General features: G+C 70.0%; 10 protein-coding genes. 2 read left to right on the plus strand and 8 right to left on the minus strand.

The window, feature by feature from the left end; translation table 11 throughout:
- Window positions 1-119: 119 nt before the first annotated feature.
- On the plus strand, window positions 120-332 hold the full coding sequence (locus ACZ4SA_RS12870; RefSeq protein WP_468273169.1) for an acyl-CoA carboxylase subunit epsilon: 213 nt from the start codon (window positions 120-122) through the stop codon (window positions 330-332).
- Between the two features lie 476 nt (window positions 333-808).
- Here ACZ4SA_RS12870 and ACZ4SA_RS12875 read toward each other — a convergent pair whose 3' ends face one another.
- The 8 genes from ACZ4SA_RS12875 to ACZ4SA_RS12910 all read right to left on the minus strand — a co-directional run bounded on the left by ACZ4SA_RS12875 (window position 809) and on the right by ACZ4SA_RS12910 (window position 11,408).
- Complete coding sequence (locus ACZ4SA_RS12875) at window positions 809-1,390, minus strand: GTP-binding protein (protein WP_050791473.1); 582 nt, start codon at window positions 1,388-1,390, stop codon at window positions 809-811.
- The gene (locus ACZ4SA_RS12880) at window positions 1,371-1,967 is read right to left on the minus strand and encodes a DUF742 domain-containing protein (RefSeq protein WP_468273172.1); all 597 of its coding nucleotides are present in this window, start codon (window positions 1,965-1,967) and stop codon (window positions 1,371-1,373) included. Before ACZ4SA_RS12880 ends, ACZ4SA_RS12875 begins: the two co-directional genes overlap by 20 nt.
- A gap of 130 nt (window positions 1,968-2,097) precedes the next feature.
- Entirely contained in the window at window positions 2,098-2,511 is a 414-nt protein-coding gene (locus ACZ4SA_RS12885; RefSeq protein WP_376688985.1) for a roadblock/LC7 domain-containing protein, read from the minus strand.
- A gap of 10 nt (window positions 2,512-2,521) precedes the next feature.
- Window positions 2,522-5,833, minus strand: coding sequence for a sensor histidine kinase (locus ACZ4SA_RS12890; protein WP_468273175.1), 3,312 nt, complete (start codon window positions 5,831-5,833; stop codon window positions 2,522-2,524).
- A gap of 350 nt (window positions 5,834-6,183) precedes the next feature.
- On the minus strand, window positions 6,184-6,765 hold the full coding sequence (locus ACZ4SA_RS12895) for a GTP-binding protein (RefSeq protein ID WP_159686641.1): 582 nt from the start codon (window positions 6,763-6,765) through the stop codon (window positions 6,184-6,186).
- A complete protein-coding gene (locus ACZ4SA_RS12900) occupies window positions 6,746-7,150 on the minus strand; it encodes a DUF742 domain-containing protein (protein WP_356637980.1) in 405 nt (134 codons plus the stop codon). Before ACZ4SA_RS12900 ends, ACZ4SA_RS12895 begins: the two co-directional genes overlap by 20 nt.
- A gap of 136 nt (window positions 7,151-7,286) precedes the next feature.
- A complete protein-coding gene (locus tag ACZ4SA_RS12905; RefSeq protein WP_005311457.1) occupies window positions 7,287-7,700 on the minus strand; it encodes a roadblock/LC7 domain-containing protein in 414 nt (137 codons plus the stop codon).
- 9 nt (window positions 7,701-7,709) lie between these two features.
- Complete coding sequence (locus tag ACZ4SA_RS12910) at window positions 7,710-11,408, minus strand: sensor histidine kinase (RefSeq protein WP_468273177.1); 3,699 nt, start codon at window positions 11,406-11,408, stop codon at window positions 7,710-7,712.
- Between the two features lie 577 nt (window positions 11,409-11,985).
- On the opposite strand from ACZ4SA_RS12910, the gene ACZ4SA_RS12915 reads away from it, so the two are divergent.
- Window positions 11,986-12,162 carry a hypothetical protein gene (locus ACZ4SA_RS12915; RefSeq protein ID WP_468273179.1) on the plus strand — a complete coding sequence of 59 codons (177 nt, stop codon included), beginning with the start codon at window positions 11,986-11,988 and terminating at the stop codon, window positions 12,160-12,162.
- The last annotated feature ends 239 nt before the right edge of the window (window positions 12,163-12,401 follow it).

Consider the following 12,401-nt stretch of genomic DNA (forward strand, 5'->3'; position numbering starts at 1 on the left):
CACAAACCCGCGAGGTCCTCATCGCCTCCCTCGCGATGCTGCGCACCAAGCACGCCGACCTGCCCTCCCGCAAACACGGCAACCCCCCGCAGTAACTCTGCGACCACTGGAGCCCACCCATGAGCACTCCGAGCGACTCGTCCTCTCTTCTCCGCGTCGAGAAGGGCAACGCCGACCCCGAGGAGCTGGCGGCCATAACCGCGGTCCTGCTTGCCCGCGCCTCCGCCCAGCCCGACGCCGCCGCCCCGACCCACCGCGGCCGCACCTCGGCGGGCTGGCGCCGCCTGGAACGCCAGCGCGGCTTCCGCCCCTCCCACAGCTGGCAGGGCTGACGCCCTGACCCCGGAATGCCCCGCATCACCACTTGGTGTGCGGGGCATTCCCGTGCGCGCCCGCACGCCTGGCGGCGTGGGGCCCGGGCTGGAGCCTGCCGGTCTCGCGGGGCGCCGCCCCGAACCCGCGCCTCAATCGCCGGCGGGGCTGACTTTGCCCGTCCGGCCGGGCCGCCTCCCACGGCCCGAAGGCTGTAAGGGGAGAGTGTCCGAGCGGGCCGGATCGACCGCGTAGCGGCAATTTCAGCCCGCCGGCGGTTGAGGACACCACGCGCAGCGCGGTACCGGGGTCCGGGGCTTGCCCCGCCACGCGGCGGGGCCGCGCATCGGTACAGCGGGAAGGGGCGGATGGGGAACAGCCCCCGCGGCCCCGCCGGTCCGTGACCACGGACCGCCCGCACGAAACCGGCCCCCGAGGCTCCACAGGAGCCTTGGGGGCCGGTTCACAGGGCACAGGGGACCTGCCCGCGAACGCGCTACCGCAGTCGTGCCATGAGGGCGTGTTCGACGAGGGTGATGAGGGCGCTCTTGGCGTCGGCGCGGTGGCGGGCGTCGGTGGTGATGATCGGGGTGTCCGGGCCGATCTGGAGTGCTTCGCGGACTTCTTCGGGGTTGTAGGGCTGGTGTCCGTCGAAGCCGTTGAGGGCGATGACGAAGGGGAGGCCGGAGTTCTCGAAGTAGTCGACGGCGGGGAAGCAGTCGGCGAGTCTGCGGGTGTCGACGAGGACGACGGCGCCGATGGCGCCGCGGACGAGGTCGTCCCACATGAACCAGAAGCGGTCCTGTCCGGGGGTGCCGAAGAGGTACAGGATCAGGTCCTGGTCGAGGGTGATGCGGCCGAAGTCCATGGCGACGGTCGTCGTCGTCTTGTCGCCGGTGTGGGTGAGGTCGTCGATGCCCGCGGACGCGGAGGTCATGACGGCTTCGGTACGCAGCGGGTTGATCTCCGAGACGGCGCCTACGAACGTGGTCTTGCCCACGCCGAAGCCGCCCGCCACCACGATCTTCGCGCTGGTGGTTGAGCGGGCAGCACCGCCGCTAGAGCTTGCGAAGTCCACTGAGCACCCTTTCGAGCAGTGTCACGTCTGGCTGGCCGCCGGCGGACTCGTCGCCGCCGGGCTGATGGATGGCGACGAGTCCGGCCTCGGCCAGGTCGGCGACGAGGATCCGGGCAACGCCGAGGGGGATGGTGAGGAGTGCGGAGATCTCGGCGACCGACTTGATCTCGAAGCACAGCCGGCAGATCCGCTGGTGCTCGGGCAACTGCCCTTGCAGCCTGGACGGATCGGCCGTCGTACTGACCAGCGCCTCGATGGCGAGCTGGTACCGCGGCCGGGTCCGTCCGCCGGTCATGGCGTACGGCCGCACCAGCGGGTTGTGCGTGCCGGGACCCGAGCCGGAGCCGGACGACGACGGGGTCGAAGGCTCCGGGGACCGCCGCGGGGCCACGGGCTGGACCCGGGGCTGGTACGGCTGTCCGTACGACGGGTCGTACGGCGACTGCGGCTGCTGGTAAGGCTGCTGCGCGCCCTGTCTGCCCGGCGTCGAAGGAAAGTTGAACCGGTTGTCTGCGTGCTCACCGTGCGGCGGTTGGTGACCGCCCTCGTAAGGGCGTCCGCCTGGGGGTGTTGCCACGTTTCCTCCTCCGACTGCCTGTCGCCGGTTCCTGTCCCTGTGGAGCCCGCGCCACCGCACCTTAACGGTGCGGTGGCGTGAAACGCACTGTCTGTCTAATGGTCAAGAAGCCAATCGCTCAATTGAGCACTCAGTTGAGCAGGCTTCCCTGGAGCTCCGCACGCAGGTCGGGGGTGAGGACACTGCCCGCACGGTCGACCAGGAGTGCCATCTCGTAGCCCACGAGGCCGATGTCGGCGTCGGGGTGGGCCAGTACGGCCAGCGAGGAGCCGTCGGAGATGGACATCAGGAAGAGGAAGCCGCGCTCCATCTCCACGACCGTCTGGCTGACGGCACCGCCTTCGAAGATCCGGGACGCTCCCGCGGTCAGCGAGGTCAGACCGGAGGCCACGGCCGCCAGCTGATCGGCGCGGTCGCGCGGGAAACCTTCGGACATCGCCAGCAGGAGTCCGTCGGCGGAGACCACCACGGTGTGGGACACCCCTGGGGTGTTGTCCACGAAGTTGGTGATCAACCAGTTCAGATTCTGCGCCGCCTGGCTCATCGGGCTCACACTAACGCTCCTGGTTGTAGGTACTGCCCGGGCCGAAGCCCGGTCCGTTCGTGTCCGTTCCCGCGCTGCGTCCCTGCTGGACGCCGCGCCGCAGGTTGCTCAACCTGCCGCGTACGTCCTCAGGCGCGCGGGAGACCTGTGGGCCGCCCTGCGGGGTCTGCTCGGCCGTGCCCTCGACGAGGTTGGCCTTGGGAACCCGCCGGGGAAGACCGGACGAGGTGACCCCGCCCGCCTTCGGGTCGCGGAGCTTCTCCGCCCGCTGCCAGCGCTCGTCGTTCGTCGAACGCCACCCGTCGGGGTCGGAGTCCGAGCCGCCGCCACCGAAGCCGTTGGAGTCGGAGCGGCCGCCAGTGAACCCGTTGGCGCCGTCCGCGGCCTGTCCGCTCTGCTGACCGGACGGAGCCTGTTCGGCGGGCCGCTGCCACTGCTCCTGCGCCTGTGTCTGCTGCGCCGGCGGCTGCTGGCTGCTGCCGCGCCGGGGAAGGCCCGCATTGGTCAGCTCGTGGCTGCTGCTCGAAGACGGAGACGGTCCCGGACGTTCGAAGCCTACGCGTTCCGGAGCATTCGCGGGAGCGCCCGGCGAAGATTCCGCTTCGGTCCGGTAATCCGCCTCGTACGCGCTCTGGTGACCGCTCTGATCGGCCCACTCGGCCTGGTGGGGCTGGGAGTCGTACTGACCGTCGTACTGCTGCTCGGAGTCCTGCGGAGCCTGGTATGTGGCTTCCGCATATGCGTCCGGGTACTGCTCCTGACGCTCCTGGTGCTCGGGGTAGCCCCCGGTCGCCTGGAAGCCGTCCTGGTAGGTGCCCTGGTACTCGTCGTACATCGGCTGCTGGTCCTGCTGTGCGTAGCCCTGGTCGGCGTACTGCTGCCGGTCGTACTCGGAGCCGTACTCCTGCTGCGGCTCCTGCTCCTGACCGTACGACACCTCGTCGCGGTACAGCGGCCGCTCGCCGCCCTGCGCCTGGGCCTCCAGGGCCGCACGGCGCTCCTCGCGCATCAGGGACCGGCCCACGGGGTCGAGCTGGGCGGCGGAGTCGTCGGAGGGCTGTTCGTAGCGGGAGTCGTCGAAGCCGAGCTCTGCCGCGGTCCGCATCGGGGCGGACTCGAAGGCAGGCTGCTCGAAGGCGCGCTGCTCCGGGATGATCTGCGACACCGTGAAGTCGTCCTCGGGCAGCGCCTCGCCACCGCCACCGTGGGTGATGGCGTCGGGGAGCATGACCAGCGAGGTGGTGCCGGCCTGCTCGCCGGAGGGGCGCAGCTGGACGCGGATGCCGTGCCGGTCGGCGAGCCGGCCGACCACGAAGAGGCCCATGCGCTGCGAGACGGCGGCGTCCACGGTCGGCGGGTTGGCCAGCTTGTGGTTGATGTCCGCGAAGTCCTCGGCGGTGAGGCCGATGCCCTTGTCGTGGATCTCGACCATCACGCGGCCGTCGGGCAGCCGGGTGGCGGTGACGCGGACCTTGGTCTGCGGCGAGGAGAACGTGGTGGCGTTCTCCAGGAGCTCGGCCAGCAGGTGCACGAGGTCGGTCACGGCCTGGCCGTGGATGTCCGTCTCCGGGACACCGGTGAGCTCGATGCGCTCGTAGGACTCCACCTCGGAGGAGGCGGCGCGCAGCACGTCGACCAGCGGCACCGGCTGGTTCCAGCGGCGGCCGGGCTCTTCGCCGGCGAGGACGAGGAGGTTCTCGCCGTTGCGGCGCATACGGGTCGCCAGGTGGTCCAGGCGGAAGAGGTTCTCCAGCTGGTCCGGGTCGGCCTCGTTGTTCTCCAGGTCGGTGATGAGGGTCAGCTGGCCCTCGATCAGCGACTGGTTGCGGCGCGAGAGGTTGGTGAAGATCGCGTTGACGTTGCCGCGGAGCATGGCCTGCTCGGCGGCGAGCCGGACGGCCTCCCGGTGGACCTGGTCGAAGGCGCGGGCGACCTCGCCGATCTCGTCCTGGGTGTCGATCGGGATCGGCTGGACGCGGGTGTCGACCCGGCCCGGCTCGGTGCGGGACAGCTGGTCGACGAGCATCGGCAGGCGCTGCTCGGCGATACCGAAGGCGGCGGTACGCAGCTGGCGCATCGAGCGGCTCATCTGGCGGGCCATGAGGCCGGCCAGGATGAAGGCGGTCAGCAGGGCGATGACGACGATGAGGCCGTTGAGGACGGCGTCCGACTTGGCGTCGTCGGAGATCGCCACGGCCTCTCCCACGGCCCGGTCGACGAGGTCCTTCTCGATCTCGGTGTAACCGTCGAACTTGGCGGTCGCGGCGCCCATCCACGTCTCCGTCGTGACGTCCTGTCCGCGCAGCTTCTCGGGGGTCGCGCCTGATCCGATCGCGGTGGCCATGCCGGTGAAGACGGAACCGTCCGCGCCCTTGGGCGGGTTCAGGCCTGCGGCCGCGAGGCGCTTGCCGCCCTCGGTGGCCTTGTCGGTCATGACTTCCTTGAGCCGCGCGGTGTCGTCCTCCGTACCGCCGGAGACGTACTCGCCGATCGCGATCTGCTCGAGGTAGTTGTACGAGTTGAAGGCGACCTTCTGCTGGGCGAGGACGCCGGTGTCCTTGCTCGGCCGCACCAGGAGGTGCATGCCGATCGAGCGCTGCAGCGACGTGGCTGCCTTGGCGAGCTGGACGGCGTAGACGGTGCGGCCGTAGCTGGTGACGTTGCCGGTGCCCAGGCCGAGCTCGTTGGAGAACTCCATCAGCACGTGCTGGATCTTGACGTAGCCCTCTTCGGTCTTCACCGGGTCGAGCGCCTTGGTGTAGGCGACTTCGCGCAGCTTCGCGAGGCCCGGCTCCTCCTGCCGGAAGAGGGTGAGGCGGCGCTCGAGGCCCTGCCCTTCGGGCATGTCCTGAACGGCCTGGTCGAACTTGGCCTTGGCCGCGTCCGTGGTCTCGTACGCCTCGGTGACGACGGCCGCCTTGCGGGCGTCCTCGCTCGTCGCCAGGAGAAGGGGCTGCGCGGTGAGGTCACGCTCGTTGAGCAGTGCCTGGCCGTACTCGGAGGCGGCGCGCACGATCAGCGCCGTCTTCTCCGCGTCCTGCGCCTCGCTCCAGGTGTCGATCGACTGCTTGACCTGGAACCCGCCCATCACCAGACCGACGAGCACGGGTATGAGGAGAATCGCGTTCAGGCGGGTGGGCACCCGCCAGTTGCGCGGGGACAGCCGGCTGGAGCTGCCGCCGGTGCCACTGCCCGATTCGCTGCCGGCCGGGGAAGGGCCGGAAGCTCCCGACGCATCCGCAGGCGACGCCGCTGTGCGCGACGGCGGGGTGAAGTTGCCCCGCGCCTGCTGCTCTGCGGAGCTCGTCATGCTTCGCCTCACTCGACCAACAACCTCTCGGCGTCGGCACCTACGCTGTGCCGTGTTTCGTTCAGAGCCGTACTACTCGGCAGTTCGACGAATTCCAGCACGTCGACGGCCCCATTCCAAACACTCGGAATCTGTGATTCCGAGTGGCGCACGCCTCGTATAAAACGGGCATAAACAACGAGACGCGGCAAATAGCGGTGCACATGTGAGCGCAGCGGCACCGCCCGTGTGCACCGGGTGTCCGCTGTGCTGGAATTCTCTGTCGAAATGTTATGAACACGGAGGCGGGCCGTGTCAAAAGACACAGCCCGCCCTGGCGGCAACTACGACAACTGCCGTACTGCACCGTCTACTTGAGCATTCTACTTGAGTCGTGCCATGAGGGCGTGTTCGACGAGGGTGATGAGGGCGCTCTTGGCGTCGGCGCGGTGGCGGGCGTCGGTGGTGATGATCGGGGTGTCCGGGCCGATCTGGAGTGCTTCGCGGACTTCTTCGGGGTTGTAGGGCTGGTGTCCGTCGAAGCCGTTGAGGGCGATGACGAAGGGGAGGCCGGAGTTCTCGAAGTAGTCGACGGCGGGGAAGCAGTCGGCGAGTCTGCGGGTGTCGACGAGGACGACGGCGCCGATGGCGCCGCGGACGAGGTCGTCCCACATGAACCAGAAGCGGTCCTGTCCGGGGGTGCCGAAGAGGTACAGGATCAGGTCCTGGTCGAGGGTGATGCGGCCGAAGTCCATGGCGACGGTCGTCGTCGTCTTGTCGCCGGTGTGGGTGAGGTCGTCGATGCCCGCGGACGCGGAGGTCATGACGGCTTCGGTACGCAGCGGGTTGATCTCCGAGACGGCGCCTACGAACGTGGTCTTGCCCACGCCGAAGCCGCCCGCCACCACGATCTTCGCGCTGGTGGTCGATCGGGCAGCACCGCCGCTAGAGCTTGCGAAGTCCACTGAGTACCCTTTCGAGCAGTGTCACATCCGGCGTGCCGCCGGCCTCTCCGTTGCCCGGCTGGTGAATCGCCACCATGCCGGCCTCCGCCAGGTCCGCGACAAGGATCCGCGCGACACCGAGCGGCATCGACAGCAGCGCCGACACCTCTGCGACCGATTTGACCTCCCGGCACAGGTGGCAGATCCGCTGGTGCTCGGGGAGCAGGCCGGCGAGCAGCGCCGGATCGGCCGTCGTACTGACCAGCGCCTCGATGGCGAGCTGGTACCGCGGCCGAGTCCGTCCGCCGGTCATGGCGTACGGCCGCACCAGCGGTTGGTCGCCCTCGTCTCCGTACGCGTCGACTGAGGCGCCGTACGGATCGTGAGAGGCGGGGGGCGGGGTCATGAATCCTCCGGGCGTGACAGCAAGTGGTCGGCTGTGCCGTCTGATGGGGCCGGTGGGGGGCCTTGGGCGGCCGTGCTGGTGACGGTGCGTTGGCGGGGGTCGAGCCGGTCAGTGGGGTTCGGCTCGGGGCGAAGTCTCAGTGCAGAAGGCTCCCCTGGAGCTCGGCGCGCAGGTCCGGGGTGAGGACGCTGCCCGCACGGTCCACCAGGAGCGCCATCTCGTAGCCCACGAGGCCGATGTCGCAGTCCGGGTGCGCGAGCACGGCCAGCGAGGAACCGTCGGAGACGGACATCAGGAAGAGGAAGCCGCGCTCCATCTCCACGACCGTCTGGCTGACCGGACCGCCTTCGAAGATCCGGGACGCCCCCGCGGTCAGCGAGGTCAGACCGGAGGCCACGGCCGCCAGCTGATCGGCGCGGTCGCGCGGGAAACCTTCGGACATCGCCAGCAGAAGACCGTCGGCGGAGACCACCACCGTGTGGGACACCCCTGGGGTGTTGTCCACGAAGTTGGTGATCAACCAGTTCAGATTCTGCGCCGCCTGGCTCATCGGACTCAACTAACGCTCCTGCTGGTGAGAGGGGCCGGGGTTGAAGCTGCCGGTCGTCGAGCTGTTCTGCTGACGGCCTTGCTGGATACCCCGGCGGAGATTGGTCAGTCGGCCGCGCACATCGTCGGGCGCGCGCGAAACCTGCGGACCGGCCTGGTGGTTCTGCTCCTGCGCGGTACCCGGCACGAGGTTGGCACGCGGGACACGGCGGGGCAGACCGGAGGTGGTGACGCCGCCGGCCGCGGGCTTCCTGACCCGCTCGGCCTGACGCACCAACTCGTCGTTGGGCGAGGAGCGCCAGGCACCGCTCGCTTGGGGCGCGTTGCCCGGGTTCGCCGGGCTCTGCGCGGGAGAACGCTGCGGCATCGGCTGAGCGGAGGGCTCGGCCGGCGCCTGGGGCTGGTCGGTGGACTGGCCACCGCCCTGTGCACCACGGAACCAGTTGGTTTCCAGGGTGTCGTACAGCGGAGTGCGGCCGTCGCCGGGACCGGCCGGCGGCAGCGCCTCCGGCTGCTGCGGCGCGGGCAGACCTGCCTGCGGACGCGGGGGCGCGAAACCGGACTCGTCACGCCGGCGCGGCGCGGGCTGCTGCGGCGCTCCGAGCTCGGGGCGGGCGAACTGCGCGGTGGCCGCCGGGTCCTGAGCGGCCGGCCGGCCGTACTGGCCGTTGCTGCCGGACGCATTGGGCGTGTTGGAGGTCCCGTACACGTCGGGCCGCACGAACTGGCCGGTCGCGGACGGTCCCGCCGGGCGCTCGGCCTGCGGGGGACCGGCGTGGAAGTCCGGACGTGCGAACTCGGCCGTCGCGCCCGGGCCACGAGAGGCGTCGTGGTCCTCGTGACCCCGCGGCATGTCCGCGGAGGGGCGTTGCGGCTGCGACGGCTGCTCGCTGCCCCAGCTGGTGGTCTGCGGGCGCTGCGGACGCGGCGGGACCGGCTCGTCACGCCTCGGTGCGGGCGCGCCGCCGGGCAGCTCCGCGCGCGGGCCACCGGGTGCCGGCAGCTGCCGGCCGCGGTCGGCAGCGCCGGTCGCACCGTTCTGGAAACCGTTGTGGGGAGCCTCGTTACGGGGCGGAGCGCTGTGCGCGCCGCGGCCGGGGGTGCCGTAAGCGCCGCCCTGACGCGAAGCGTCCTGCGTCGAACGGCTCTGTGGGTGCTGGCCCTGGCCCTGCTGGTTCTGGGCGTGCTGTCCCTGGTTCTGCTGGCCCTGGGCCGGGCGGCCCGAGCCGTCGCGGCCCGGCAGCGCGGCAGGCGGCGGCGAACCGGCACCGACCTGACCGCGCGGCGCACCGGCGGCCGGCCGTCCTCCGGCGGTGGCTCCCATGCCGGAGGACGTGGGGGAGGAGGCACCGCCGAGCGGGCCGCCCTTTCCGCCGCCCAGGCCTGGACGGCCGCCGCCGGGACGCCCGGCGAGACCGGCCGGAGCGCCGCCGGAGCCCTGAGGAACGGCACCCTGGCTGCTCGCACCCGGCTTGGCGGGAGCCTTCTTGCCGCCGTGGGCGACGTCGACGGGCAGCATGACGAGCGCGGTCGTACCACCGGAGTCGGAGGGACGCAGCTGGATACGGATGCCGTGCCGCAGGGACAGACGGCCGACCACGAACAGACCCATGCGGCGGGAGACCGAGACGTCCACGGTGGGCGGCGACGCCAGCCGCTCGTTGATCGCGGCGAGGTCCTCGGGGGAGAGGCCGATGCCGGTGTCGTGGATCTCGACCAGGACCCGCCCGTCGGGCAGTGCGTGACCGGTGACGCGGACCTTGGTCTGCGGCGAGGAGAACGAGGTCGCGTTCTCCAGCAGCTCTGCGAGCAGGTGCACGAGGTCGTTGACAACGCGTCCCGCGACCTCGGTCGCCGGAACGGAGGCGAGCTCGATGCGCTCGTACTGCTCCACCTCGGATGCGGCGGCGCGCAGCACGTCGACCAGCGGGACCGGGCGGGTCCAGCGGCGGCCGGGCTCCTCGCCCGCGAGGACGAGGAGGTTCTCGCCGTTACGGCGCATACGGGTCGCGAGGTGGTCGAGCTTGAAGAGCGAGGACAGCTGGTCCGGGTCGGCCTCGCGGGACTCCAGCTCGGAGATGAGCGAGAGCTGGCGCTGGATAAGACCCTGGCTCCGGCGCGAGAGGTTGGTGAACATCGCGTTGACGTTGCCCCGCAGCAGGGCCTGCTCGGCGGCGAGCCGGACGGCCTCGCGGTGCACGTCGTCGAAGGCCGCGGCCACCTTGCCGATCTCGTCGCGCGAGTGGACACCGACGGACTCGACGGAGGTGTCGACGTCCTGCGGGTCGGACTCGGAGAGCTGCTTGACGAGCTCGGGCAGACGGTCCTGGGCGACCTTCGTCGCGGTGTCCTGCAGCCGGCGCAGCGATCGGATCATGGAGCGGGCCACGACGAAGGCGCCGACGAGGGACACACCGAGCACGATGAGGATCAGCGCACCGTTGATGATCGCGTCGCGCTGGGAGGCCTCGCGCAGCTCGCGGGCCTCGCCCTCCATCTGGCCGAGCAGCGTCTGCTCGATGGTCTTCATCGCGTTGATGCGGACCGAGTAGTCGTCCGTCCAGTCGAGGTGGGACCGGGTCGGCTTCAGCTGCTTGAGGCCGTCCTTGTTCTCCAGCACACGCTTCGCGTACTGCTCGGCCGCCGTGATCGTCGGGTTCTCGCTGTTGAGCGTGGTCGTCAGTTCCTCGGCGTCGCCGCCGGTGGACTCGTAGATCGACCGGAAGCTGTTGAGCTCGGACTCACCGTTCTCCAGCGCTGCCTGGCCGTACAGTCGGTCGTTCTCGGTGAGGCCGGGAGTCTTGGCGTCGGCACCGCCGGGCAGGGCCGCGGCGATGATGGCGCGCTGGATGGACGCGTACTCCTTGGCGGAGGAGAAGGCCGCCAGGGCGCGGGTCCGCTTGATCATCTCCGGGTTGCTGGTCGCCTGCGCCATGTCCTGGGAGAGGGACAGCAGCGACTCGATCAGACGGCTGTAGCTCTCGACCGTCTGAGAGTTCGGGACCTTCTGGTCGTATGCCGAGTCCCGGATGTTGCTCAGGTTGTTGACCTGGACGGCGATCTGGTTCGCGTTGCCGCGGATGCTCTCCAGGGCGCGGTCGTCGTCGTTGTTGGGGATCGAGCGGGTGGCCTCGAGGAAGGCCTTCTTCGCGCGGTCTGTCTGGGTGCGGGGCCCGGAGACCTTGAAGTCGGTGTCGGCGGCGCCGTTGGCCAGCGGGCCGGCGGACAGGTCGCGCTCCTGCTGGAGCGCGTGCGCCAGCTCGGTCGCTTCCGTGGTCATCTTCGTGAGCAGCTGCATGTGATCCAGCTGCTTCATGTCGTCCATGGACTCGTTGATGCGGAGTCCGCCCAGTGTGGTCGCCGCGACGACCGGCAGGGTGAGCAGGGACACCAGGCGCGTGCTGATGCGCCAGTTGCGCAGGGCTATTCGCGAACCGGTGTCCTTGGCGCCCTTGGGTGTCGGCGGAACATTCGCCGCGTCGCCCGGAGGTGTCTTGGCACCCGACGTCTTGGCACCGGACGCCTTGCCGCCGTGGCGCGCTGAGCGCTCGCCGCCGTCACCGGGCGCCGCCGGTCCCTGGTTGTGGGTGTGCTGGGCCGAGGAGCCGCGGTCGATCCCGCCGCGCGGCTCCTGTTCCGCCGCAGCTTCCCCGCGGCCCTGGCGGGCCGGGGGAGAACCCGAGCCATCCCTCTTGAAACGTCCCTGCACTAGCGTCGCAACCTCTGGACCAGGCGTCCCTCCGCTTGCACAGCGGGACGGTGTCGGCGTCGTGGGGCGTCGATCGCGCCCCATGGTGGTCGTGAGTGACCGGCGCTGCTCCCCCTTCTCCGCCGCAACTCGGCGCTGCGTTGCGCCCTTGCGCGCCGGCCTGAAACCCGCGGCGGTTCGTGGAATTCCAGCACAGTGCCGGATCTCCAACAAGGGCCATGTACCGGCCTGTGACCTGGATGACACGCTGTAAGCGCCGGGTCACAAGTCGTAGAAGTCGTTCTCGGTGAAAACGGACTTTACGCCACGAGTCACTTAGGGGTGGGGGGTGTCCCAGTCGCGATGATCAGGAGCGGAATGATGCGCTCCGTGGCCTAATGTCCGCTTCGGGATCCCTGATCAAGGGACCGAATTGCCGGAATAGTCGCTCATCTCGTGAGCAAACTCACACGCTGATCATTGAGTCTTCCTGTCTTTCGGTGGGAACTGGATGTTTAGCCTGACGCTTTACAAGGATGGGCAGTCCGTCAACCGCGCTCCCCTGAGCGCCGCACACCGACAAGGTCAGACACCACACATGAAGACGACCACGATGTTCCGCAACATAGCCAACCCCCGGCGCACCACCCTCGCCCACCTCGAGGACGCGGACGCACTGCAGGCGCCGGAGCAGCAGGAGCACTCGCTCGATCTTCCCACCCAGACGGCCAACCCCCGCCGCACGGTCCTCATGGACGCGCCCCTCTCTTCTTGAGGCCCGGTTCTCCTCCGGGGCGCTTTGTGCGGGTGTCGACGGTCGATCGTGCTCGGTCCCTCGTTCCTCGGGACCTCCGCGCGTTCTTCCTTTCGGCACCCGCGCGCCCCTTCGGCTCACTCGCCCCCGGTTGCGGGCCCGCTCGAGAGCGCGGCGGCACGGGGCCGGCCCGGTCGTCTGCGGGGCCCCGGTGGCGGACCGGCGTCCCGCGGCCGCAGCCCGGTCCGCTCAGCAGACGC

Source organism: Streptomyces sp. NPDC027962 (assembly GCF_055566095.1).

Excerpts from the sequence above, each read along its gene's own strand:
- ACZ4SA_RS12900 (WP_356637980.1), bottom strand. The coding sequence starts at position 7,150 with ATGACCCCGCCCCCCGCCTCTCACGATCCGTACGGCGCCTCAGTCGAC.
- ACZ4SA_RS12905 (WP_005311457.1), bottom strand. The coding sequence starts at position 7,700 with ATGAGCCAGGCGGCGCAGAATCTGAACTGGTTGATCACCAACTTCGTG.
- ACZ4SA_RS12885 (WP_376688985.1), bottom strand. The coding sequence starts at position 2,511 with ATGAGCCAGGCGGCGCAGAATCTGAACTGGTTGATCACCAACTTCGTG.
- ACZ4SA_RS12915 (WP_468273179.1), top strand. The coding sequence starts at position 11,986 with ATGAAGACGACCACGATGTTCCGCAACATAGCCAACCCCCGGCGCACC.
- ACZ4SA_RS12870 (WP_468273169.1), top strand. The coding sequence starts at position 120 with ATGAGCACTCCGAGCGACTCGTCCTCTCTTCTCCGCGTCGAGAAGGGC.